We start from the raw sequence: 24,534 nt of genomic DNA, 5'->3' as shown, positions 1-24,534 counted from the left end.
ACTCGAACGGTAACCCGAGTCCTGGCATTCCTGCCGCCCGGACTCCCGGTCGGGCGGGGCGCGACAAGATCAGAGGGGATCGGGGAAGGGGTCGGAGGCGGATCGGGGAGGGGGTCAGAGGCGACCGAAGCACCAGACGCCGAGGACGAGGAAGGCGGCGCCGAAGAGGCTCGTCAGCGCGACGGCGGCACGCGGCGCGACCCCGTGGGCGACGGGCTCACGATGCAGTGTCCGCACGGTGGTCCACAGCAGCAGCGCGCCTCCGAACAGCGTGAACGCCGCCCCCGCGAAGATCGCCGGCCCGCTCTCCATGCCCGTACCCCGTTCCGTTCACGTGCGGTGTTGGTCTCCCGCTGCCGAGGCTGACACCTCCCGGCGTCATGGGTGCGAATTCCGGGTGAACGACGCGGAGCATCCCGTACGGTTTCACGAAGATGGCCGGTAGTGACCCACTCCTCACTTCCGGCGCTTCCCGCACGTCGCGGCCCTCCCGCCCCGCTCTTCTGTCACATCGCGACGTCCGTCGTGCCGCCGACACACAGGAGGCGGAAGCCGCGAGGACGGCGTTCCCCACGAGAGGGAAACGGTCGCCGGCGCCCCGGTGCCCGCCCCGGGCAGACGAGGAAGAACACCTGGAGAAGCGGTCCGACCAGCAGGGTTCCGATGAACACGGCGGGGCCGTCCGGTCGAACAGCACCCGCCGGGAGACCGCGCCACCGCCGACGGCGAGCCGCGCGGCAGGGACGAAACGGAACATCACATCAGGCGGCGGTGCCGCCCTCGGACGCCCCCTCGGCGACGGGCAGCAGGAAGCCCTCCTCCACGAGCAGCCGGATCGCCTGCGGGGTGCGGTCCCGCAGTATCACCGGGTCCTCGCCCATCAGTTGCCCGATCGCGTCGAGAATGCGGCCCGCGCTGAGCGTGCCGTCGCAGACCCCGGCGAACCCGGCGCCGACGTGGTCGACCCGGGTGGCACGGCGCATGCCCCGGTTCTGCCGGAGCACGACGTGCTCCGGGTCCTCGGCGCCGGGCAGTCCGACCTGCTCCTGCACGACCTCGGGCGCGAGCGTGAACCGGTCGGCGAGCAGGGCCGCGTCGTCGTGGGAGCGGAGGTAGTCCTGGCGCTCGAAGTGGGCGAGGACGGTGGGGCCGAGGGGCTGTTCGACGGGGTGCGGCCACTCCTCGACGACGATCGACGGCTCGACGGCGCCGGACGCCACGGCCTCGTTCCGCCGGATCGTGATCCAGCCGAAGCCCACCGCGCGCGTCTTGCGGGCCTCGAACTCGTCGAGCCAGCGCCCGTACGCCTCGCCGTACGCGTCCGGGTCGCCGCGGTGGTCGCCGCTGTCGCGCAGCCACAGCTCGGCGTACTGGGTGATGTCCTGGACCTCGCGCTGCACGATCCAGGCGTCGCAGCCGGCGGGAACCCAGGACCGCAGCCGGTCCTGCCACTCCTCGCCCTCGACGTGCTGCCAGTTGGCGAGGAACTGGGCGTACCCGCCGTCGTTGAGCCGGTCGCCCGCCTGCTGCACGAGCGTGCGGCACAGGTCGTCGCCGCCCATCCCGCCGTCCCGGTAGGTGAGCCGGGCGCCGGGGGAGATCACGAACGGCGGGTTGGAGACGATCAGGTCGTACGTGTCCCCGTCGACCGGCTCGAAGAGCGAACCGGCCAGCAACTCGGCCTCCCGCGCCCCGGAGAGCGCGAGGGTGAGCCGCGTGAAGTCCAGGGCGCGCGGGTTGAGGTCGGTGGCGGTGACCAGGGTGGTGTGCTGGGCGGCGTGCAGCGCCTGGATACCGGAGCCGGTGCCGAGGTCGAGCGCGGAGGACACCGGCGTACGCACCGTGATGCCGGCGAGCGTGGTGGAGGCGCCACCGACCCCGAGGACGACCCCTTCGTCCTTCTTCCCGATGCCGCCGGCTCCGCCGACGGCGCAGCCCAGGTCGGAGACGATGAACCAGTCCTCACCGTCCGGGCCGCCGTACGGCCGGATGTCGACCGTGGCGGAGACGGTGTCGTCCTCGCGGACCACCCAGCCGTCGGCGAGGGCCTCGTCGAGCGGGAGCGCGGCGGCGGCCCGCTCGTGCCCGACGGCCTGCTGGAGCAGGAAGAGCCGCACGAGGGTCTCCAGCGGGGAGTCACCGCGGGTGGCGCGCAGCGCGGGAACGGTCTCGCTGCGCGCGAGCGCGGCGTAGGCCGGGGCGCCGAGCAGGTCGAGGAGTCCGTCGGCGGTGAAGTCGGCGGCGAGCAGCGTCTCGCGCAGACGGGCGGCGTGCGCGGGCACCGGGAGGCGGGGAGGCAGGCTGGTCGTACTCACCGCTCCATTGTGACCGCCGCCACCGACAACCGGGCGGCCGACCCGGCGGGGGACGCCGTCGAGCCGGGCTGGGGACGTCCGTCGACCCGGCGGCGGAAAGCCGTCGACCCGGCGGCGCGCGGCGGATCGCCGCTGCCACCGGGTCCGGACGGGCGGGATGTCCCGGGCGGGACTACTCCTCGGTCTTGGCCGACGAGGTCTTCTTGGCCGGCTTCGTCGAGGCCTTCCCCGTGGGCTCGGAGGAGTCCGAGGAGTCCGACGAGTCCGAGCCCTTGTCGGAGGAGCCCGACGCGGTGGAGCCGGGCTTCGGGGAAGCCGATCCGGAGGCCTTCGGCGGGGTCGAGGCCGTGGGCTTCTGGCAGCCGGGCTGCTTGGCCATCGCCTGGCCCAGCTCGCCCTCCTCCAGCTTGGACAGGGCGTTCTGGTCCATCTTCTCGATCTTGGTGAGACCGTCGGCGACACCCTGGAGGCCGTCCGCGAACTTCTGCTGGTTCGTCGGGTCCAGCGCGTCGACCTGCTTCTTGAGGCCCTCGTAGGCCACCGCGGTCGCGTTGAGCTCCTTGATCGCGTCCTGCTGGACCTTCTCGCCGTTCTCGACGGGCGGGGCGCCGGCGCTCTCGACGGCCTTGGCCAGCGCCCGGTCGGCGTCGGCGATGTCCTGGAACGCCTTCGAGTCGGCGGCCTGGATCTCCGCGGGCTTGCTGTCCGCCGCCGTCGAAATGATGATCTGGTGGGCGTCGGCCCGCTTCTGGATCTGGGGCTTCGCCTGGTCGCAGAACGTCTTCGCCCAGTCGTCCACCTTGTTGCCCTCGTCGTCGCTGCAACCGGACAGCGCGAGCACGAGTACCGCGCCGCCGGACAGTGCGGCCGCAAGCTTCTTGTTCACCGGATCGGTCCCTTCCAAGGCTCTCGGCCCCGGAACATACACGCCGAACGGGCTACTTCCACCTTTCGTGCGACTGATTCACCCTGTATTGCAGTCTTTTGAACCAAGGGAGAGACGCCTCACGCGCCGGGAACACACCCGGAAATGAGACGGACACCACGCCCGGACGTCCTGTCAGGACACGGTCACGGAACGCCTCTTGGAGACTCGTACCGCGGCGATGACCACGACCCCCGCGACCCCCGCGACCGCCACCCGCAGACCGACGCTGGCGTCGCCCCCGTAACTGAACCGCACGACCGCCGGGGCGATGAGCAGCGCCACCAGGTTCATCACCTTCAGGAGCGGGTTGATCGCCGGTCCCGCCGTGTCCTTGAACGGGTCGCCGACCGTGTCCCCGATGACGGTCGCCTCGTGCGCCTCACTGCCTTTGCCGCCGTGGTTCCCGTCCTCGACCAGCTTCTTCGCGTTGTCCCAGGCGCCACCGGAGTTGGCGAGGAAGACGGCCATCAGCGCACCCGTACCGATCGCGCCGGCGAGGTACGCGCCGAGCGCGCCGACGCCCAGCGCGAAGCCGACCGCGATCGGAGCCATCACCGCGAGCAGTCCGGGCGTGGCGAGTTCGCGCAGCGCGTCCTTGGTGCAGATGTCGACGACCCGTCCGTACTCGGGTTTCTCGGTGTAGTTCATGATCCCGGGGTGCTCGCGGAACTGCCGTCGCACCTCGTAGACCACCGATCCGGCGGACCGGGACACGGCGTTGATGGCGAGCCCCGAGAACAGGAAGACGACCGCCGCGCCCATGATGAGGCCGAAGAGGTTGTTGGGCTGGGAGATGTCCATGGAGAGCGTCAGTTCGTCCGCCCTCGCACCGACCTCGGCGACCGAGGTGGCGATCGCGTCCCGGTACGAGCCGAAGAGCGCCGAGGCCGCGAGGACGGCGGTGGCGATGGCGATGCCCTTGGTGATGGCCTTCGTCGTGTTGCCGACGGCGTCCAGGTCGGTGAGGACCTGGGCTCCCGCGCCCCGCACGTCCCCGGACATCTCCGCGATGCCCTGGGCGTTGTCGGCGACCGGGCCGAACGTGTCCATGGCGACGATCACGCCGACGGTGGTGAGCAGGCCCGTACCGGCGAGGGCGACGGCGAACAGCGCGAGCATGATCGAGGTGCCGCCGAGCAGGAACGCCCCGTACACGGTCAGGCCGATCAGGAGCGCCGTGTAGACGGCGGACTCCATGCCGAGGGCCACGCCCGCGAGGACGACGGTCGCGGGGCCGGTGAGCGAGGACTTGCCGATGTCCCTGACCGGCCTGCGGCTCGTCTCCGTGAAGTAGCCGGTGAGCTGCTGGATGAGCGCGGCGAGGACGATGCCGAGGGCGACGGCGACCAGGGCGAGGACCCGCGGATCACCGGCGTGGTCCTGGATGCCCGGCTCGGTGACGCCCGCCAGCTCGGCGTAGGAGGAGGGCAGGTACGCGAAGGCGGCGACGGCGACTCCGGCGAGCGAGATCACGGCGGAGACGAGGAATCCGCGGTTGATCGCGCTCATCCCGCCGCGGTCGGAGCGCCGCGGGGAGACGGCGAAGATGCCGATCACCGTGGTGATCACGCCGATCGCGGGCACGATCAGCGGAAACGCCAGGCCGTAGTCGCCGAAGGCCGCCTTGCCGAGGATGAGTGCGGCGACCAGGGTGACGGCGTACGACTCGAAGAGGTCGGCCGCCATGCCCGCGCAGTCGCCGACGTTGTCGCCCACGTTGTCGGCGATGGTGGCCGCGTTGCGCGGGTCGTCCTCGGGGATCCCCTGCTCGACCTTGCCGACCAGGTCGGCGCCGACGTCTGCGGCCTTGGTGAAGATGCCGCCGCCCACGCGCATGAACATGGCGATGAGCGCGGCGCCGAGGCCGAAACCCTCCAGGACCTTGGGCGCGTCGGCGGCGTAGACGAGCACGACGCACACCGCCCCGAGCAGCCCCAGGCCGACCGTGCACATGCCGACGACCCCGCCCGTACGGAACGCGATCCGGGTGGCCCGGTGCGCCACCTCCGTCAGGTTCTTCTCGGGTTCGCCCTCGGCCGGCGTGGCCTCCCGGGCGGCCGCGGCGACCCGCACGTTGGCCCGTACGGCGAGCCGCATGCCGATGTATCCGGTGACCACCGAGAACAACGCCCCGACCAGGAAGAACAGGGAACGTCCGGCGCGCTGCGACCAGTTGTCCGCGGGCAGCAGCATCAGCAGGCAGAACACGACTACCGCGAAGACGGCGAGGGTCCGCAGCTGCCGCGCGAGGTAGGCGTTGGCCCCCTCCTGCACCGCGGCGGCGATCTCCCTCATCCGCTCGGTGCCCTCACCGGCCCTGAGTACCTGGCGGACGAGGAGCCACGCGACGACCAGCGCGGCGAGGGCGACGGCGCCGACGACGTACACGATCGTCCGGTTCCCGCTCGTGAGCACCGCCGCGGCGAGAGAAGTGGGGTCCATGGGGACGGATCATAGGGAGACAAACCGGCACGTACGGGGATGCCGGAGAGCCCCCGCGCGGATGCACCAATCAGGGGGCGGTTTCGGGGCGCGCCGGTTCGAGGGGAACGGGGCGGGCTTCAAACGGGGCGAGCTGCGGGCGGGGCGAGCTTCAAGCAGGGCGAACTGCGGGCGCGACGAGAAGAGGCCCTGCGGGGCAGGGCCTCTTCTCGTTGCGCTTCCTGGCTCCGTACGGGTCGGGTCAGGACAGGACGTCCGCCGAACTCACCGGCCAGCTCATCCGGATGGTGCCGCCGTCCTCGCCGGCGCTCACCTCGACATCGTCGACGAGCCCGCGGATCACCGCGAGCCCCATCTCGTCCTCACCGTCGGCGTCGTCGAATTCCTCGGCCGGGGCCGCGGCCCGTGCGCCGGGGACACCGACGGCATCGGCCGCCGCGACCCCCGCACCCGGGACCTCGTCGCCGACCTCGATGGAGAACGTCTTCTCCTCCTCGGTCAGCACGACCCTGATGGGCGTCGTCACGTCGTTGCTGCGGTGCAGCCCGACGGCACGCGTACACGCCTCGCCGACAGCGAGCCGCACCTCGTCGAGGACCGCCTCGTCCACCCCGGCCCGGCGCGCGACCGCGGCCGCCACCAGGCGGGCCGTACGGACGTGCTCGGGCTGAGCGCTGAAGCGGAGTTCAACGGTGGCCATACGAACCCCCTGGGCTCAGTCGACGGCGTTGACGGCCTCGTCGACCGAGGTGTGGATCGGGAACACCTTGGTGAGACCCGTGATCCGGAAAATCTTCAGAATGCGCTCCTGGTTGCAGACCAGACGCAGCGAGCCCTCATGCGCGCGAACGCGCTTCAGCCCGCCGACGAGCACACCGAGGCCGGTGGAGTCGAGGAAGTCCACGCCCTCCATGTCGACGACCAGGTGGTAGCTGCCGTCGTTCACCAACTCGACCAACTGCTCGCGCAGCTTGGGCGCGGTATACACATCAATCTCGCCACCGACCTCGACGACCGTACGGTCACCACCAGCGCCGGACACATTGCGAGTCGACAGGGACAGGTCCACGGATCCTCCAGCACCTTGCTATCGAACGATCGTCCCCACTGGGTCTCCCGGGCGGGAGTCAGGGAACTGATCGCCAGCCGCGATGGCATTCAATCACTTACCAGCAGCCATGCACGACGCCTTGGAAGCATTGTCCGTCATGGCAGTGACACACTCGGTGCCGATGGCCAAGAATCAGCGCCCCCGTCGACCGGCCGGAGACACGGGCAACCGCCCCTCCCCCGGCATGGTCCTCGACCGGCTCTCCTCGGGCGAGAGCCGGGCCGCGCGCATCACTCATACGGAGCACATGCCCGCCCGGGAGGGTCGTCATGCCGTCTGGCCGCACCGCATCCGTCCGGAGGTGATCGCGGCGATCGAGGCGGCCGGGATCGAGCACCCCTGGGCACACCAGGCGGAGGCCGCCGAGCACGCCCTGGACGGCGAGAACGTGGTGATCGCCACCGGCACCGCCTCGGGCAAGTCGCTCGCCTACCTCGCCCCGGTCCTGAGCACCCTCCTGGACGGCTCGGAGGCCCCGAACGGTCGCGGGACCACCGCCCTGTACCTCTCGCCCACCAAGGCCCTCGCCGCGGACCAGCGGCGCGCCGTCCGGGAACTGGCCGCCCCGCTCGGCAACCGGATCCGCCCCGCCGTCTACGACGGCGACACGCCCGTCGAGGAACGCGAGTGGGTCCGCCAGTACGCGAACCACGTGCTGACCAACCCCGACATGCTGCACCGGGGCATACTCCCCTCCCACCCCAGGTGGGCCTCCTTCCTGCGCTCCCTGCGCTACGTCGTGATCGACGAGTGCCACACCTACCGGGGCGTCTTCGGCTCCCACGTCGCCCAGGTGCTGCGGCGACTGCGCCGGATCTGCGCCCGGTACGGCTCCGAGCCGGTCTTCCTCCTCGCCTCCGCCACCTCCGCCGAACCCGCCGTCGCCGCCGGCCGCCTCACCGGCCTGCCGGTCACCGAGGTCTCCGACGACGCCTCCCCCCGCGGCGAGCTGGTCTTCGCCCTGTGGGAGCCGCCGCTGACCGAGCTGCACGGTGAGCGCGGCGCGCCCGTGCGCCGCACCGCCACCGCGGAGACCGCGGACCTGCTGACCGACCTGACCCGCCAGGGCGTCCGCTCGGTCGCCTTCGTACGCTCCCGGCGCGGCGCCGAACTGATCTCGGTGATCGCCCAGGAACGCCTCGCCGAGACCGACCGCGCGCTCGCCCGCCGGGTCGCCGCCTACCGCGGCGGCTACCTCCCCGAGGAGCGCCGGGCCCTGGAGCGCGCCCTGCACTCCGGCGAGCTCCTCGGCCTGGCCGCCACGACCGCCCTGGAGCTGGGCGTGGACGTCTCGGGCCTGGACGCGGTCCTGATCGCCGGCTATCCGGGCACCCGGGCCTCCCTCTGGCAGCAGGCGGGCCGCGCCGGCCGCTCGGGCGAGGGCGCCCTGGCGATCCTGATCGCCCGCGACGACCCGCTGGACACCTTCCTGGTGCACCACCCGGAGGCGATCTTCGACCAGCCGGTCGAGTCGACCGTCCTGGACCCGGACAACCCGTACGTCCTCGCCCCCCATCTCTGCGCCGCCGCCGCGGAGCTCCCGCTGACCGAAGCGGACCTGGCCCTCTTCGGCCCGGCCGTCCCCGACCTGCTCCCCCAGCTGGAGGGCGCCGGCCTGCTGCGCCGCCGCTCCACCGGCTGGTACTGGACCCGCCGCGAGCGGGCCGCCGACCTCACCGACATCAGGGGCGGCGGCGGCAGCCCGGTGCGGATCGTGGAGGCCGGCACCGGCCGGCTGCTCGGCACCGTCGACGAGGCCGCCTCCCACGCGGCCGTCCACGAGGGCGCCGTCCACCTCCACCAGGGCCGCACCTATCTGGTGCGGGAACTCGACCTCAAGGACTCCGTGGCGCTCGTGGAGGAGGCCGTCCCGCCGTACTCCACCACCGCCCGCGACACCACCTCCATCGCCGTCCTGGACACCGAGACCGAGATCCCCTGGGGAGCCGGCCGCCTCTGCTACGGCTCCGTCGAGGTCACCAACCAGGTCGTCTCCTTCCTTCGCCGCCGCCTGATCACGGGCGAGGTGCTCGGCGAGACCAAGCTCGACCTGCCGCCCCGCACCCTGCGCACCAGGGCCGTGTGGTGGACGGTCACCGAGGACCAGCTCGACGCCGCCCGGATCACCCCGGAGATCCTCGGGGGCGCCCTGCACGCCGCCGAGCACGCCTCCATCGGCATGCTGCCGCTCTTCGCCACCTGCGACCGCTGGGACATCGGCGGAGTCTCCGTGCCGCTGCACCCCGACACCCTGCTTCCCACCGTCTTCGTGTACGACGGCCACCCGGGCGGCGCGGGCTTCGCCGAACGCGCCTTCCACACGGCCCGTGCCTGGCTGACGGCCACCCGGGAGGCCATCGCCTCCTGCGAGTGCGAGGCGGGCTGCCCGTCCTGCATCCAATCCCCGAAGTGCGGCAACGGCAACGACCCCCTCCACAAGCGCGGCGCGGTCCGCCTCCTCACGGAAATCCTCCGGGAGGCCCCGGAGCCCCCGAAGGCGCCGGGGGCACCTGAGACACCTGACGCGCCCGAGGCGCCTGAGACACCGCCTGCGGCGGCCCCGCCCGGGATCTGACCTCGGGCCGGTAAGGGCCGCGTACGACCCGGGCGGCCACCTCCGCGACCTCGCCCCGCACCGCGCATCCCACCAGCTCGGCGCCCTGCGCTGCGGCCACCCGGGAGGCGGCGGCACACGCTTCGGCCTCGCCCCACAGCGCCCGGTCGGCGGCGGCGAGGGCCGCCAGGTCGGCCGCCCCGCCGGCCCGGTGCCGGGCCGCCACCGCCTGCCCGAGCGCGAGCACCGCCCCGAACACCACGCACAGCGCACAGGCCGCGAACGCCACCCACACGGTCGCCGCACCCCGGTCCCGGCCCCGCTCCCCGGCCCTCACGGTGGGCTTCCGTTCTCCGGGGCGCCCGGTGCCGGGCCGCCCACCGTCGTGTCCTCCGCGAGCGCCGCCGCCTCCGCCCGCAGGGTCACTCCCATCCCCCGGGGGCCCGGCGCCGCGGCCTCCACCGTCACCCGCCACAGCTCCCCCGACCGCGTCACCGCGACCCGGGCGCCCTCGGGCGCGGCGGCCCGCGCGGCCGACTCGGCGGAGGCCACGGGCTCGGCGCGGGCCGCGACCCGTGCCCCGGCCCGCGCCGCGTCCACACAGCGGATCTGCGCGGCGGCCGCCGCCAGCGCCCAGAGCAGGGTGACCGTGAAGAGGGCGAGGACAGGCAGCACCAGCGCCGCCTCCACGGTCACGAAACCCCGGTCAGAACGGCGCATCGAGAGCCTTCCCGATCATCGACTCCAGCGCTCCCGAGACCGCCCCACTGGTCACGATCTTGTAGAGGACCGCGGCGAACCCCGCCGCCGCGATCGTCCCCACCGCGTACTCGGACGTGGTCATCCCCGCGTCCCGATGCGCCGCCTCCCTGCGTGCCGCCACCCGCCGCGTCCGCCACCAACCGGCCGTCGCCACCTTGACCCCCATGCCGAACTCCTCAACTCGTCGTTCTTGTCGGTTTCGCCGTTCTCGTCCTGCGTGTGCTTCTCGTCCCGCGTGTGCTCGTCGTGTCATGCCGTTCATCCGTCGCCCGGCACCCGTCACCCGTCCAGGAGTCCCGTCGCCAGGCCGATCACCACCGGGGCCACTCCCACGGCCAGGAAGGCCGGCAGGAAGCAGAGCCCCACGGGCCCGCTGATCAGCACCTGCGCCCGGCGCGCCCTGGCCGCCGCCGTCCGGGCGCGGGCCGACCGCAGCGCGGTCGCGTGCCGGGCGACGGCCTCCGCCGCGGGCGCCCCCGAGGAACCGGCCCGTTCCATGCAGCGCGCGAGGCCCGAGGCACCCGGTATCGCGCCGAACCTCCGCCACACCTCAGCCGGTTCGCCCCCGAGCCGCAGCTCGGCCGCCGTACGGGTCAGTCGCTCCCCCAGCGGGCCGCCCAGAGACCGCCCGACGGCCTCCGCCGCCTCTCCTGGCCCGGCTCCGGCCGAGGCGCAGGCCGCCAACAGATCAGCGGCCAGCGGAAGATGCCGTACCGCGTCGTCCTCGGCGTCCGCCGGTCCGGCGGACCGGCCAACCACTCCCCGGCGCACCCAAGCCGCCACCAGAACGCCGGCCAACAGGCCGCCGAGCACCCCGAACAGCACCCAGCCGAGCCCAGCCGCCCCCAGGGGCGCCAGCCATTGCCCCACCCGGCGCGGCAGCCCGGACCGCTCTTTCCGCCGCGGCGGGGCGGGGGTCGGCAGCAGGCCTCTCAAGCGACGCCGCATCCCGCGTGCCCTCCGCCCGCACACCAGCTCCCGCACCCCCTGCTCGCACAAGACGATCGCCGCTGCCGCCACCGCGGCCACCTGCACGGCCCCCCTCACGCCCGCTCCCCGCCGCGTACGATCCGCGCGGCCCACCACAGTCCGGTCGCCTCCAGAGCCCCGCCCACGACGAGGCAGCCCAGGCCCGCCGGTGTGTGCAGCAGCACCCGCAGCGGGTCCGCGCCCAGGGCCGCGCCGAGGGCGACACCGGCCAGTGGCAGCACCGCGAGGACGGCCACCGTCGCCCAGGCCCCGGCCAGTTCGGCACGCAACCGCTCGCGCTGCTCGCGGTGGTCCCGCAGGGCCGATTCGAGCCGGTCGAGCCCGGCGGCCAGGCCCGCGCCACCGTCCACGGCCACCTGCCAGCAGGCCGCCATGCCCGCGAGTCCGTCGGCGCCGTCCTGCCCCGCAGCTCTGCGCAGGGCCTCCGGCACGTCCCCGCCGAACCTGGCCGCCGCGAGCACCGCCGCCTCCTCCTCGCCGAGCGCGCCCGTCTCGCGGGCCGCGAAGGCCAGGGCCTGCGCGGGCTGCCAACCGGCCCTCAGCTCACCCACGACGGCCCCGCACAGGGCCACCACACGCCCGGCCCGCGCCTCACGTTCCTTCCGGCGCTCGGCCGCTCGCAGCCGTCGCCCGACGACCGGCACCGCGACCGCCCCCGCCACCAGCGGCAGCGGCGACTCACCGAGCACCGCGAAGACTCCCGCCACCGGCAGACACAGCCAGGCCCGCCGCCCCCGCAGCGCGGCCCACCAGCGCACCGCCACCGCCGCCCACGCCACCCGGCCACCGACAGCCCCTGGGAGCACGGCAACCCCACCGGCGAGCACCCACCGCGCCCTGCCCGTGACGCGCCTCCGCTCGACCACCTCCCAGAACAGCACCACCGCGCAGACCGCCAACGCCGCCTGAGCCACATCCCGGGCGGCCAGCCCCGTCGTGCTCACGAGCCCCCTCCGATCAGCACCCTCAGCCGCTCCCAGCCCCGCTCACGCACGAACCCGGCCGCGCCCCACCTCAGCGCGGGAACGGTCCGCACCAGGCCGTCCCGGTCCCGCTCCAGGACGTGCACCTCGGCGATGCGCCGCCGCCCGTCCCGATCCCTCGTCAGATGGAGGACGACCGACAGACCGGCCCCCAACTGACTGTGCAGAGCCGCCCGGTCCAGCCCGGCAGCCGTCCCCAGGGCTTCGAGCCGTGCCGGCACGTCCGCCGCGGTGTTGGCGTGGACCGTGCCCGAGCCACCTTCATGGCCGGTGTTGAGAGCGGCGAGCAGATCGACCGCCTCGCCGCCCCGGACCTCGCCGACCACCAACCGGTCCGGCCGCATCCGCAGCGCTTGCCGGACCAGGTCCCGCAGGGTGACGAGTCCGGCACCCTCCTGGTTCGCCGGCCGTGCCTCCAGGCGCACCACGTGCGGGTGGTCGGGCCGCAGTTCCGCCGAGTCCTCGGCGAGGACGATCCGCTCCCGCTCCCCCACCAGACCGAGCAGGGAGGCGAGCAGCGTGGTCTTCCCCGTCCCCGTGCCGCCGCTGACCAGGTACGACACCCGGGCGTCGATGAGTGCGCGCAGGATGGGGGCGCCGCCCGGCGGCACCGTGCCCGCCGCCGCCAGCTCCTCCAGGGTGAAGGCGCGCGGGCGGACCACCCGGAGCGACAGACAGGTCGAGCCGACCGCCACCGGAGGCAGCACCGCGTGCATGCGGGTGCCGTCGGGCAGTCGCGCGTCCACCCAGGGCCTGGCGTCGTCGAGCCTGCGTCCGGCCACCGCCGCGAGCCGTTGCGCGAGCCTGCGCACGGCGGCGGCGTCCGTGAAGGACACCGGGGCCCGTTCCAGGCCCGCGCCCCGATCCACCCAGACCCGGTCGGGTGCCGAGACCAGGACGTCGGTGACGGCCGGGTCGGCGAGCAGCGGTTCGAGCGGTCCGGTGCCGATCAGCTCGCACCTCAACTCCTCGGCCACACCCAGCACTTCCGCGTCGCCGAGCAGTCGCCCCTGGGCCCGCAGCGCCGCCGCGACCCGCGCCGGGGTGGGCTCGGACCCGCTCGCCGCGAGTCGCTGCCGCACGGCGTCGAGCAGCCCCGCGCCGCCGCCGCCCGCGCCCCCGGTCATACCGCACCGCCAGGGGCGAGAGCGCGCGTCCAGAAGGCGTCGCAGAACCGGCCGAGCGGGCCACGGGGCTCGGCTCCCGGCGGCACGCCCGCGTCCTGATCGGCCACGATCCCCGGGTCGTACGGGAGTTCGCCGGCGAGCGGCAGCCGCAGGGCGTCGGCGACCCATCGCTCGTCGAGCCCGGCCGCGTAGGGTCCGCGGACCACGGCCCGTAGGTCGCGCACGCCCATGGAGAGGGTCGACGCCACCCTGTGCGCGGCCGCGACGGCCCTCAACTCCCCCGGCACGACAAGCAGTCCGAGGTCGAGCTGGGCGAGGGCCTCGACGGCCGCCGGGTCGGCTCCGCGCGGCAGGTCGACCACGACGACCCCGCCCCGGCGGCGGGCCGCCGCGAGCACGGACCGCACGGCCTCGGCCGGCACCGGTGCCACGGGCTCCCTGCCCCAGCTGAGCACCCGGACGCCCCGCACGGACGGCAGGGACTCCTCCAGGGCTCCGCCGGCCAGCCGGCCTTTCGAGGCCACGAAGTCGGGCCACCTTCTGCCCTCCTCACGCTCGCCTCCGAGCAAGACATCGAGCCCCCCGCCCAGAGGGTCGCCGTCGACGAGCAGCGCCCGCCGCCCGGCTCGTACGGCGGCCAGTGCGAGGCCGCAGGCCAGGGTGGAGGCTCCCGCGCCACCGCGGCCGCCGACGACCCCGACGGTCAGCGCCTGCCTTGCCACGCCCTCGGCCGCGTCCGCGATGCGGTCGACGAGGAGGCCCTCGGCGTCCGGCAGCCGCAGGACGCTCTCGGCCCCGATCTCGACGGCGAGCCGCCACACCCCCGAATCGTCCCGGTCGCGGCCGACGAGGAGGGTCCCCGGGCGTCGCGCCGCTCCCCGGCAGCGGGCCGCGGCGTCGTCGCCGACCAGGACGAGCGGTGGGTCGGTCCAGCTCGCCCGCCGCTCCGGCACCCGGTGGTGCACCTCTGGTTCGACCCCGGCCGCGGCGCACAGCCGCAGCAGGTCGTCGAGCAGCCCGAGGTCCTCGGTGACGATCAACGGCCCCGCACGGCGCTGCTCCTGGGCGCCCGGCCCGTCCGGGCCGCTCGGTGCCGTGACCCGATCCGCCCCGCTGGGCACCGCGGTCCATGTCGTACCCCTGGCCCCGGACGTCCTGGATGCCTCCATGGCACACACCCCTCTCGTGATTCCTGCCGTTCGCGAACATCGCGACAGGAATCACCGTGCGGCCGAACCGGAAATCCTGGGGACCTTGCCGAAAAACTGGGGATATCCGAAGCCCTGTGAATATCTTCGTCACCCCTCCGGGGACTGCCCGGAACGCAGCCTGCCGGTTACCGTGAGTGATGAATCGAGGGATCGGCGGAGCCTCGGCCGATGCGTGGCCGACGGCTGACATGAAGGAGGCGGACGATGTCCCACAGCGCCAAAACGGCTCCGGACATGCGACGACCCCCGCCGGGGGGGAGAGCGGGGGTCGTCTCTCCGGCCGACTCGGGGGGGGAGGAGCCGGACCGGGTTAGCACGGTCGCGAACGATCCGTGACTTCCATGGTGTACCCGAGAGCCTTCTCAGGCAAACCCACGCGCCCCAGCGTACGCCGAATGGCGGCCACCTATGCTCAGGCTTGTGGAAAACCACTCCTTGCCGCGCACAGCCGCCTTCTTTGACCTGGACAAGACGGTCATTGCGAAGTCCTCGACGCTGACCTTCAGCAAGTCCTTCTACCGGGGCGGACTGATCAGCCGCCGCGCCGCCCTGCGGACGGCCTACATCCAGTTCGTCTTCCTGGCAGGTGGGGCCGATCACGACCAGATGGAGCGGATGCGTGAATATCTTTCCGCGCTCTGCAAAGGCTGGAACGTGGCCCAGGTGAAGGAGCTCGTCGCCGAGACCCTTCACGACCTGATCGACCCGATCATCTACGACGAGGCCGCCTCCCTCATCGAGGAGCACCACGCCGCCGGCCGCGACGTCGTGATCGTCTCGACCTCCGGCGCCGAGGTCGTCGAGCCGATCGGCGAGATGCTCGGCGCCGACCGGGTCGTCGCCACCCGGATGGTGGTCGGCGAGGACGGCTGCTTCACCGGTGAGGTGGAGTACTACGCCTACGGGCCGACGAAGGCCGACGCCGTCCGGGAGCTCGCGGAGTCCGAGGGCTACGACCTCTCGCGCTGCTACGCGTACAGCGACTCGGCGACCGACATCCCCATGCTGGAGGCCGTCGGCCACCCGTACGCGGTCAATCCGGACCGGGCGCTGCGCCGTGAGGCCGTGGCGCGAGAATGGCCGGTTCTCGCCTTCGAGAAGCCGGTGCGGCTCAAGCAGCGGCTGCCCGAATTCCGTATGCCGCCCCGGCCTACTCTCGTCGCCGCGGCGGCGGTGGGTGCGGCGGCCGTGGGTGCCGGACTCGTCTGGTACGCCGCCCGCCGTCGGCAGGCCGCGGTCGCCCATCGGCTCGCGGATGGCTTTGCCCGAATTTGAGCAATGAGCAGAGAAGTGGAGCCAGCACTTTCGCTTCTACCCCGACAGGAGTAGAAAGGAATCAGGCCCGCGAGACCGAGGACATCCGAGAGGATCACCTGTTGAGCATGAAGGCCCCACGGACCTAGCACAGAAACCGAGCACCCACGCGACGTCGACCCGTCGATTACGGGCCAGCCGCACCAGGCCACGGGCAAAGTTCCCGGCCTGATGGGCACATATTCGAGGACGCATGGTAACTGGGTAGACGTGCCAGCGGCGGTACCAGAACTGGTGCCGCCGCAACCCGTTTCAGGCGGCGCCGCGCTGAAGTGCCTCGCACACGGCCGTCGACTCGCGGACACCGAGTTCGACCGAGCGCCCGCAGTGCGCGATCCAGCCGCCCACGCCCTCCGGGGTCCCCGACAGATACCCCTCGAACGCGGCGATGTACGCGGCCCGCCCCTGCTCCGCGTGACCGACCTCCGCCGGGCAGATCGCCTTGGGGTCGAGACCGCTGCCGACCAGCGCGATCCGCTCGGCGGCCCGCGCGACGAGGCCGTTGTACGAGGTGAAGGGGCGCAGTGCGAGCAGCTCGCCGTGGACCACGGCGGCCGTCACGAGCGCGGGGGCCTCGCCGCCCGCGACGATCAGTTCCGCCAGGCCGTCGAGTCGTCCGCCGACTTCGGCGGGCGTCGGCAGCGGGGCCGTGACCAGCGGTTCGTCGACCGTCTCGCCGTCCAGCCGGGGCCGACCCACCGATGCGCCGGGGTCGCCCGCGGCGACCAGGTGGAGCCGGGCGAGGACCCGCAGCGGCGACTGGCGCCAGATGGAGAGCAGCTGCCCGGCTTCGGCGCCGAGTCGCAGCGCGGCACCGACCGTGCGGGCCTCGGCGTCGGAGCCGAAGTCGGTGCGGCGGCGGACCTCTTCCAGGGCCCAGTCGGCGCCGGACAGGGCAGCCGAGCCGCGCGCCCCGCGCAGGGCCGCCTCGGAGGAGATCTCGTTGCTGCGGCGGCGCATCACACGGTGGCCGTAGACCCGGTCGACGGCCTTGCGTACGGAGTCCACCGCGTCGGCGACGCCCGGCAGGGAGCCGAGGGCGGCCAAGGGGTCAGAGGCATGCGTACTCATAAGTAGGGAGGCTACGCGCCCCGGCGGCCCGCCCCACGATGGAGTGGTCTTCTTCACGCATCCCGACCACGTGGCGCGTTCATACCACTACCCTAGGTGAACATGAAGATCGCTTTCGTGGGGAAGGGCGGCAGCGGCAAGACCACGCTGTCCTCGCTCTTCATCCGCCACCTCGCCGCCAACGAAGCCCCGGTCGTAGCCGTCGACGCCGACATCAACCAGCATCTGGGCGCCGCGCTCGGCCTGCCCGACGCGGACGCGGCCGCGCTGCCCGCGATGGGCGCGCATCTGCCGCTGATCAAGGAGTACCTGCGGGGCAGCAACCCGCGGATCGTCTCCGCCGACACGATGATCAAGACGACGCCGCCCGGGGAGGGTTCGCGGCTGCTGCGGGTCCGCGAGGAGAACCCGGTCTACGAGGCCTGCGCGCGGACGGTGACGCTCGACGACGGCGAGATCCGCCTGATGGCGACCGGCCCGTTCACCGAGTCCGACCTCGGGGTGTCCTGCTACCACTCGAAGGTCGGCGCGGTGGAGCTCTGCCTGAACCACCTGGTCGACGGGGCCGACGAGTACGTGGTCGTCGACATGACCGCCGGCTCGGACTCGTTCGCCTCCGGCCTCTTCACCCGCTTCGACATGACGTTCCTGGTCGCCGAGCCGACCCGGAAGGGCGTCTCGGTCTACCGCCAGTACAAGGAGTACGCGCGGGACTTCGGCGTCGCGCTCAAGGTCGTCGGCAACAAGGTGCAGGGCCAGGACGACCTCGACTTCCTGCGCGCGGAGGTCGGCGACGACCTGCTCGTGACGGTGGGCCACTCGGACTGGGTCCGCGCGATGGAGAAGGGTCGCCCGCCCCGCTTCGAGCTGCTGGAGGCGGAGAACCGCATGTCCCTCCAGGCCCTCCAGAACGCGGCGGACGACTCGTACGCAGACCGCGACTGGGACCGCTACACGCGCCAGATGGTCCATTTCCACCTGCGCAACGCGGAGAGCTGGGGCAACGCCAAAACCGGGGCCGACCTGGCTGCCCAGGTCGACCCCGACTTCGTGCTCGGCGAGCCGATGACCGCCCAGCTCGGCTGACCACACCAGGCAGCCGACGACGGACGGAGTCCGGCGCAGCGCCACGAAGCCCGCAAGGCGCCCCGGCGCCGAGCGGCGCGAGCGGAGCAAAAAAGAGGGGCCCGGGGCCGACCTGGCTGCCCAGGTCGACCCCGACTTCGTACTCGGCGAGCCGATGACCGCCCAGCTCGGCTGACCACACCAGGCAGCCGACGACGGACGGAGTCCGAGAGTCTCGGCGTCGTTCAGCCCGTTTGACGTCCGTCGCCGGGGCGGCCGGCCGCAGGGGCCGGGACGCCTGCCGCGGGCGCTCCGGCCGGGGCCGCCGGCTGGGGGGTGAGGAAGGCCTTCCAGCCGGCCGGCGGGGCCTCGCCGACCTTCAGGGTGCGCATCTTGGCGATGACGTCCGGGTCCTGGGCGTCGAGCCAGTCGGCGAGCTGCCGGAAGGACACGCACTTGACGTCCTTCTGGACGCAGACCGTGGCGATGGTCTCCTCGATGGCCCGCATGTACACGCCACCGTTCCAGGACTCGAAGTGGTTGCCGATGACGAGCGGCGCGCGGTTGCCGTTGTAGGAGCGCTCGAAGGCCTGCACCAGGCCGTCCCTCATCTGGTCGCCCCAGTACTCGCGCCGGGACGGGTCGCCCTGGGTCGTGCCCGGCGACTGGTTGACCATGAAGTTGTAGTCCATGGACAGCGTCTGGAAGGCCCGGCCCGGGACCGGCACGAGCTGGAGCGACAGGTCCCACAGGCCCAGGTCCTTCTTGGGCCAGATGTGGTCGTTGACGCCGCTGGTGTCGTACCGGAAGCCCAGCTCGGCGGCCGCCCGGACGAAGTTCTTCCGGCCTTCGAGGCAGGGGGTGCGGGCGCCGACGAGCTCCTTGTCGTAGTCGAAGGGCAGCGGCTGCTCGGCGCGCAGCCCCGAGTTGGTCTTCCAGTTCTTGACGAAGGACTTCGCCTGCCTGATCTCGCTCTTCCACTCCTCGACGGACCAGGTGCCGACGCCGCCGTCGGCCCCGCAGAAGTGCCCGTTGAAGTGGGTGCCGATCTCGTTGCCCTCCTGCCACGCGCCGCGCAGTTCACGGACGGTGGCACGGATGCCCTCGGTGTCGTTGAAGCCGATGTCGGAGCGCCCGGCGCTGTGCCGCGGCGGCTCGTAGAGCTTTCGCTTCTCCTCGGGCAGCAGGTACACGCCGCTGAGGAAGTACGTCATGGTGGCGTCGTACTTCTTGCCGACCTTGCGGAAGTGGGAGAAGAGCTTCTGGCTGTCCTCGCCGGCTCCGTCCCACGAGAAGACGACGAACTGCGGCGGGGTCTCGCCCGGCTTGAGGCGCTGCCAGACGGGCTGGCGGGGCTGGGCGCCGGTGAAGGCGGTGGAGCCGTCGCCGATCAGGCGGACCGCGTTCGGCGGGGCGGCGGCCGGTCCCTTCTTGGCGCCCGCACCGCCCGGCGCGCCCTTCGTGGCGGCGCCGTCGGAGCCCGAGCAGCCGGCGAGGCCGCCGATCAGGGCGACGGCGAGGGCACCGGCGGCGAGCGCCTTCCTCTGGGCAGTGGTCCTTCTCCCGGCGGCTGTCATCCGCGCACCTCTCCTCGGTTCCGTACGAGCGGCGTCAACGTCGCACCGCGACAGCCGGAGAGATGAAACGACAAGCGGCAATCCGCTCACCCTTCACCGGAACCGGTGAATCATTGCCCTGTTTGCCCCGAAAATAATGCCGGAGACTTTACTCTCCATTACGATCCATTTACCGAGCGTTGATCCTCGTCCTGGCGGGGACCCCGCCTTGCCGCCGCAACGCATCCCGCCGCTGCACGCCGTGACCCACGGCCGCGAGCCCCCACGTTCGTCCCGCACGAACCGCGACCGCGCCGCCCCGGAGGAGACGGGAATGACCCTCTGCACCCCTGCCCGCACAACCAACCGGCCCCGCGTCCAGCGGCCCCACAGCCCGCCGGGGCCGCCGCGCCGCTTCCGCATCGCCGGCGCCGATCTGTCGGCGTCCATCGCCGTCTTCCTCATCGCGTTGCCGCTCTCGCTCGGCATCGCGCTCGCCACCGGAGCCCCGCTCCAGTCCGGCCTGGTCGCCGCCGCCGTCGGCGGTCTGGTCGCCGGCCGGTTCGGCGGCTCCCCGCTCCAGGTGAGCGGCCCCGCCGCCGGCCTCACCGTGGTCACCGCCGAGCTCATCCAGATGTACGGCTGGCGCACCACCTGCGCCATCACCGTGCTCGCCGGGCTCGTCCAACTCGGGCTCTCCGCCCTCCGGGTGGCCCGCTCGGCGCTCGCCGTCTCGCCCGCGATCGTGCACGGCATGCTCGCCGGCATCGGCGTCACCATCGCGCTCGCCCAGCTCCACATCGTGCTCGGCGGCACACCGCAGAGCTCCGCCGTCGACAACGTCCTCGGCCTGCCCGCCCAGTTGGCGGACATCCACCCGGCGGCGCTCGGCATCAGCGCCCTCACCGTGGCGGTGCTGCTGTGCTGGCCCCGGCTGCCCGGCCGGGCCGGGAAGCTCGTACGCAAGGCCCCGGCCGCGCTCGTCGCGGTGATCGGGGCGACGGCGGTGGCGGCGTTCGCCGGGCTCGCCGTCCCGCACGTCGACCTCCCCTCCTGGAGCAGTCACGCCCTGCCCGGTCTGCCCGAGGGCCCGGTGCTCGGCATCTCGGCCGGGGTACTGACGATCACCCTGGTCACCAGCGTGCAGTCGCTGCTGTCCGCCGTCGCGGTCGACAAACTGGTCGCCGCCCGCCCGGACGGCGGCCGGGGCATCCCGCGCTCCGCCCTCGATCGCGAACTCGCCGGTCAGGGCGCGGCCAACATGGTCTCCGGGGCGCTCGGCGGCCTGCCGGTCGCCGGCGTCGCGGTCCGCAGCGTCGCCAACGTCTCGGCGGGCGCGGTGAGCCGAGCCTCCACGATGCTGCACGGCCTGTGGATCGTGCTCGCGGCCCTGCTGCTCGTGCCCCTGCTCGACCTGATCCCGCTGCCCGCGCTCGCCGCCCTGGTCATGGTGGTCGGCATCCAGATGGTCAGCATCACCCACATCCGTACCGTCACCCGGCACCGCGAGGTCGTCGTCTACGCGGTGACGCTGTCCGGCGTCGTCCTCATCGGCATCCTGGAGGGTGTCGCGCTCGGCATCGCCGTGGCCATCGCGGTCTCCCTGCACCGGCTCGCCCGCACCCGGATCACCCGCGAGGAGCGGGACGGGCGCCAGCTGCTGCACGTCCGGGGCCAGCTGACCTTCCTCGCCGTGCCCCGGCTGAGCCGTGCCCTGCACCAACTGCCGCACGGCTCCGACGTGGTGGTCGAGCTCGACGGGTCCTTCATGGACCATGCCGCGTACGAGACGCTGAGCGACTGGACCGCGGGGCACCTCGCCCACGGCGGGACGGTCGAGACGACCGGCCCCTCCGGCGCGAAGATCGCCGAGGCCGCCCCCTCGGCCGCCGCCGCGCACACCTGCTGCAGGCCCTGGACCCCGTGGCACAACCACCAGTGCGGCGAGCAGCCGGCCGCGCGGCCCGACGAGGCCGTGCAGACCCCTCGTACGATGGGCCTGAAGCTGGCCAGCGGCATCGGAAAGTTCCAGCGGAACACGGCCCCGCTGGTCCGGGACGAGCTCGCGCGGCTCGCCCGGGAGGGCCAGACCCCCTCACAGCTCTTCCTGACCTGCGCCGACTCCCGCCTCGTCACCAGCATGATCACGTCGAGCGGCCCCGGCGACCTGTTCACCGTGCGGAACGTCGGGAACCTCGTCCCGCTGCCCGGCGAGGAGAGCGGTGACGACTCGGTGGCGGCGGCGATCGAGTACGCGGTGGAGGTGCTGCGGGTCGAGTCGATCACCGTCTGCGGCCACTCGGGCTGCGGCGCGATGCAGGCCCTGCTCAACGCCGGCCCGGACGACCCGCCGACCCCGCTCCGCCGCTGGCTGCGCCACGGCCGGCCCAGCCTGGAGCGGATGGCGAGCCGGAGACACGCCTGGGCCCGGATCTCCGGGCGGCTTCCGGCGGACGCGGTCGAGCAGCTCTGTCTGACCAATGTGGTCCAGCAGCTGGACCACCTGCGGGCGTACGAGTCGGTGGCGCGGCGGCTCGCCGAGGGCACGCTCTCGCTGCACGGCGTGTACTTCCATGTGGGCGAGGCGCAGGCGTACCTCCTCTCCGGGACGGACGAGGTGCACTCGTACGACGACGTCTTCACCCAGGTCATGCCGACGGAGACCCTGGAAGCGGCAAGAGCGTCCTGACCGGAAGCGGGGCAGCGCGTCCTGAACCTTCCGGTCCCCCGGGCCGTGAGACTGTGTGGCCCCTTCTCCCACCGCTCGGGAGAAGGGGCCCCCGCTCGCCATACGACTCACAGGTCTAAACCAATTGCCTGGAGGCTCTTGTCACCCGGGCCTCCGACTGATGAGCTATGACGCGGGACACATACGCACAGAGGACGCCCTGGGAAAGGGAGATGTCGTGAGCAACGAAAGCCTGGCCAATCTGCTTCGGGAAGAGCGTCGATTTTCGCCGCCCGCCGAGCTGGCCGCGCACGCCAACGTGACGGCGGAGGCGTACGAGCAGGCCAAGGCGGACAGGCTGGGCTTCTGGGCCGAGCAGGCCAAGCGCCTGACCTGGGCCACCGAGCCGACCGAGACCCTCGACTGGTCGAACCCGCCGTTCGCCAAGTGGTTCGCGGACGGCGAGCTGAACGTGGCGTACAACTGCGTCGACCGGCACGTCGAGGCCGGCCACGGCGACCGGGTCGCCATCCACTTCGAGGGCGAGCCGGGTGACAGCCGCTCGATCACCTACGCCGAGCTCAAGGACGAGGTCTCCAAGGCGGCCAACGCCCTGACCGAGCTGGGTGTCCGCAAGGGCGACCGCGTCGCCGTCTACCTGCCGATGATCCCCGAGGCGGCCATCACGATGCTGGCCTGCGCCCGGGTCGGCGCCGCCCACTCGGTGGTCTTCGGCGGCTTCTCGGCCGACGCCGTGGCCTCCCGCATCCAGGACGCCGACGCCAAGCTGGTCGTCACCGCCGACGGCGGCTACCGCCGTGGCAAGCCGAGCGCCCTCAAGCCGGCCATCGACGAGGCCGTCGCCAAGTGCCCGCAGGTCGAGCACGTCCTCGTGGTCCGCCGTACGGGCCAGGAGACGGCCTTCACCGAGGGCCGCGACGTGTGGTGGGACGACATCGTCGCCCGCCAGTCCGCCGAGCACACCCCGGAGGCCTTCGAGGCGGAGCACCCGCTCTTCATCCTCTACACCTCCGGCACCACGGGGAAGCCGAAGGGCATCCTGCACACCTCCGGCGGCTACCTCACCCAGGCCGCGTACACCCACCACGCCGTCTTCGACCTCAAGCCGGAGACCGACGTCTACTGGTGCACCGCCGACATCGGCTGGGTCACCGGACACTCGTACATCGTCTACGGCCCGCTGGCCAACGGCGCGACGCAGGTCATGTACGAGGGCACCCCGGACACCCCGCACCAGGGGCGGTTCTGGGAGATCGTGCAGAAGTACGGCGTCACGATCCTCTACACGGCGCCCACCGCGATCCGCACGTTCATGAAGTGGGGCGACGACATCCCCGCCAAGTTCGACCTGTCCAGCCTCCGGGTCCTGGGCTCGGTCGGCGAGCCGATCAACCCCGAGGCCTGGGTCTGGTACCGCGAGCACATCGGCGCGAACAAGACCCCGATCGTGGACACCTGGTGGCAGACCGAGACCGGCGCGATGATGATCTCGCCGCTGCCGGGCGTCACCGAGACCAAGCCGGGCTCCGCCCAGCGCCCGCTGCCGGGCATCTCCGCGACCGTCGTCGACGACGAGGCCAACGAGGTGCCGAACGGTGGCGGCGGCTACCTGGTCCTCACCGAGCCGTGGCCGTCGATGCTCCGCACCATCTGGGGCGACGACCAGCGCTACATCGACACGTACTGGTCCCGCTTCGAGGGCAAGTACTTCGCCGGTGACGGGGCCAAGAAGGACGAGGACGGCGACATCTGGCTGCTCGGCCGGGTCGACGACGTCATGCTGGTCTCCGGTCACAACATCTCGACCACCGAGGTCGAGTCGGCCCTCGTCTCGCACCCGGCCGTCGCCGAGGCGGCCGTCGTCGGCGCCGCCGACGAGACGACCGGTCAGTCGATCGTCGCCTTCGTCATCCTGCGCGGTACGGCCAGCCAGGACGAGAACCTGGTCGCCGAGCTCCGCAACCACGTCGGCGCGACCCTCGGCCCGATCGCCAAGCCGAAGCGGGTCCTGCCGGTGGCGGAGCTGCCGAAGACCCGCTCGGGCAAGATCATGCGCCGTCTGCTGCGCGACGTGGCGGAGAACCGTGAGCTGGGCGACGTCACGACGCTGACCGACTCCTCGGTCATGTCGCTGATCCAGACCCAGCTCCCGGCCGCCTCCAGCGAGGACTGAGCCCGGCCCGTACGACACGGACGCCTGGCCCCAGGGGCCCGGGCCGTACGACACGAACGCCCGCCCCGAGCCACCGGGGGCGGGCGTTCCCCGTACCCGGACCCCTCACCCCAGGGGGACGAAAGCGTCGAAACTCCCTAAAGTGAATCTCGCCGGACACAACCCAGGCTCGTTAGGTAAAGTAAGGATCGCGTCAACGACGCGACAAGAAGACCTAGGTGCGCCGGGAAGTCTGGTCGGCAT

The 24,534-nt window shown here is 72.6% G+C and carries 20 protein-coding genes; 5 read left to right on the top strand and 15 right to left on the bottom strand.

What is annotated here, in order from left to right; translation table 11 throughout:
* Positions 1-114: 114 nt before the first annotated feature.
* From N5875_RS21210 to N5875_RS21185, 6 genes are all read right to left on the bottom strand, one after another.
* A complete protein-coding gene (locus N5875_RS21210) occupies positions 115-312 on the bottom strand; it encodes a hypothetical protein (RefSeq protein ID WP_318207991.1) in 198 nt (65 codons plus the stop codon).
* Positions 313-761: 449 nt separating this feature from the next.
* Complete coding sequence (locus tag N5875_RS21205; protein WP_338495419.1) at positions 762-2,315, bottom strand: methyltransferase; 1,554 nt, start codon at positions 2,313-2,315, stop codon at positions 762-764.
* A 172-nt stretch (positions 2,316-2,487) separates the two neighbouring features.
* Positions 2,488-3,201, bottom strand: a complete 714-nt coding sequence (locus tag N5875_RS21200; protein ID WP_318207993.1) for a small secreted protein — start codon at positions 3,199-3,201, stop codon at positions 2,488-2,490.
* A 174-nt stretch (positions 3,202-3,375) separates the two neighbouring features.
* Positions 3,376-5,685 carry a sodium-translocating pyrophosphatase gene (locus N5875_RS21195; RefSeq protein WP_338495417.1) on the bottom strand — a complete coding sequence of 770 codons (2,310 nt, stop codon included), beginning with the start codon at positions 5,683-5,685 and terminating at the stop codon, positions 3,376-3,378.
* A gap of 241 nt (positions 5,686-5,926) precedes the next feature.
* Positions 5,927-6,385, bottom strand: coding sequence for an ATP-binding protein (locus N5875_RS21190; RefSeq protein ID WP_318207995.1), 459 nt, complete (start codon positions 6,383-6,385; stop codon positions 5,927-5,929).
* Positions 6,386-6,400: 15 nt separating this feature from the next.
* Positions 6,401-6,754, bottom strand: a complete 354-nt coding sequence (locus N5875_RS21185; RefSeq protein WP_015034520.1) for an STAS domain-containing protein — start codon at positions 6,752-6,754, stop codon at positions 6,401-6,403.
* 82 nt (positions 6,755-6,836) lie between these two features.
* Here N5875_RS21185 and N5875_RS21180 point away from each other — a divergent pair, with 82 nt between their 5' ends.
* Positions 6,837-9,371, top strand: coding sequence for a DEAD/DEAH box helicase (locus tag N5875_RS21180; RefSeq protein WP_338495416.1), 2,535 nt, complete (start codon positions 6,837-6,839; stop codon positions 9,369-9,371).
* Here N5875_RS21180 and N5875_RS21175 read toward each other — a convergent pair.
* From N5875_RS21175 to ssd, 7 genes are all read right to left on the bottom strand, one after another.
* Entirely contained in the window at positions 9,256-9,687 is a 432-nt protein-coding gene (locus tag N5875_RS21175) for an Rv3654c family TadE-like protein (protein ID WP_338495415.1), read from the bottom strand. The genes N5875_RS21180 and N5875_RS21175 overlap by 116 nt on opposite strands.
* Positions 9,684-10,070: a TadE family type IV pilus minor pilin gene (locus N5875_RS21170; RefSeq protein ID WP_338495413.1), complete on the bottom strand. Its 387-nt coding sequence runs from the start codon at positions 10,068-10,070 to the stop codon at positions 9,684-9,686. Before N5875_RS21170 ends, N5875_RS21175 begins: the two co-directional genes overlap by 4 nt.
* On the bottom strand, positions 10,057-10,278 hold the full coding sequence (locus N5875_RS21165; protein ID WP_338495411.1) for a DUF4244 domain-containing protein: 222 nt from the start codon (positions 10,276-10,278) through the stop codon (positions 10,057-10,059). Before N5875_RS21165 ends, N5875_RS21170 begins: the two co-directional genes overlap by 14 nt.
* Before the next feature lie 113 nt (positions 10,279-10,391).
* A complete protein-coding gene (locus N5875_RS21160) occupies positions 10,392-11,147 on the bottom strand; it encodes a type II secretion system F family protein (protein WP_338499223.1) in 756 nt (251 codons plus the stop codon).
* 8 nt (positions 11,148-11,155) lie between these two features.
* Positions 11,156-12,046, bottom strand: a complete 891-nt coding sequence (locus N5875_RS21155) for a type II secretion system F family protein (protein ID WP_338495409.1) — start codon at positions 12,044-12,046, stop codon at positions 11,156-11,158.
* The gene (locus N5875_RS21150) at positions 12,043-13,212 is read right to left on the bottom strand and encodes a TadA family conjugal transfer-associated ATPase (protein WP_318208004.1); all 1,170 of its coding nucleotides are present in this window, start codon (positions 13,210-13,212) and stop codon (positions 12,043-12,045) included. The genes N5875_RS21155 and N5875_RS21150 overlap by 4 nt, the downstream gene beginning before the upstream one ends.
* A complete protein-coding gene (ssd, locus tag N5875_RS21145) occupies positions 13,209-14,381 on the bottom strand; it encodes a septum site-determining protein Ssd (RefSeq protein ID WP_318208005.1) in 1,173 nt (390 codons plus the stop codon). Before ssd ends, N5875_RS21150 begins: the two co-directional genes overlap by 4 nt.
* A gap of 450 nt (positions 14,382-14,831) precedes the next feature.
* Between ssd and N5875_RS21140 the strand changes: the two genes are divergently transcribed.
* Positions 14,832-15,698 (top strand): HAD-IB family hydrolase, encoded by an 867-nt coding sequence (locus tag N5875_RS21140; RefSeq protein WP_318208006.1) that lies wholly within the window; start codon positions 14,832-14,834, stop codon positions 15,696-15,698.
* 291 nt (positions 15,699-15,989) lie between these two features.
* On the opposite strand, the gene N5875_RS21135 is transcribed toward N5875_RS21140, so the two are convergent.
* A complete protein-coding gene (locus N5875_RS21135) occupies positions 15,990-16,808 on the bottom strand; it encodes an oxidoreductase (protein WP_266966839.1) in 819 nt (272 codons plus the stop codon).
* A 102-nt stretch (positions 16,809-16,910) separates the two neighbouring features.
* On the opposite strand from N5875_RS21135, the gene N5875_RS21130 reads away from it, so the two are divergent.
* On the top strand, positions 16,911-17,894 hold the full coding sequence (locus N5875_RS21130) for an ATP-binding protein (protein WP_338495405.1): 984 nt from the start codon (positions 16,911-16,913) through the stop codon (positions 17,892-17,894).
* Between the two features lie 224 nt (positions 17,895-18,118).
* Here N5875_RS21130 and N5875_RS21125 read toward each other — a convergent pair whose 3' ends face one another.
* Positions 18,119-19,450 (bottom strand): hypothetical protein, encoded by a 1,332-nt coding sequence (locus N5875_RS21125; RefSeq protein WP_318208008.1) that lies wholly within the window; start codon positions 19,448-19,450, stop codon positions 18,119-18,121.
* Positions 19,451-19,763: 313 nt separating this feature from the next.
* On the opposite strand from N5875_RS21125, the gene N5875_RS21120 reads away from it, so the two are divergent.
* Positions 19,764-22,118: a SulP family inorganic anion transporter gene (locus N5875_RS21120; protein WP_318208009.1), complete on the top strand. Its 2,355-nt coding sequence runs from the start codon at positions 19,764-19,766 to the stop codon at positions 22,116-22,118.
* 217 nt (positions 22,119-22,335) lie between these two features.
* On the top strand, positions 22,336-24,291 hold the full coding sequence (gene acs, locus N5875_RS21115; protein ID WP_318208010.1) for an acetate--CoA ligase: 1,956 nt from the start codon (positions 22,336-22,338) through the stop codon (positions 24,289-24,291).
* Positions 24,292-24,534 lie beyond the last annotated feature (243 nt).

The sequence above is a fragment of the Streptomyces sp. SJL17-4 genome (assembly GCF_036826855.1).
In the GTDB taxonomy this organism is placed as follows: domain Bacteria; phylum Actinomycetota; class Actinomycetes; order Streptomycetales; family Streptomycetaceae; genus Streptomyces.
The sequence above is the reverse complement of the archived record's forward strand: the minus strand, read 5'-3'. Positions and strand labels throughout refer to the sequence as shown.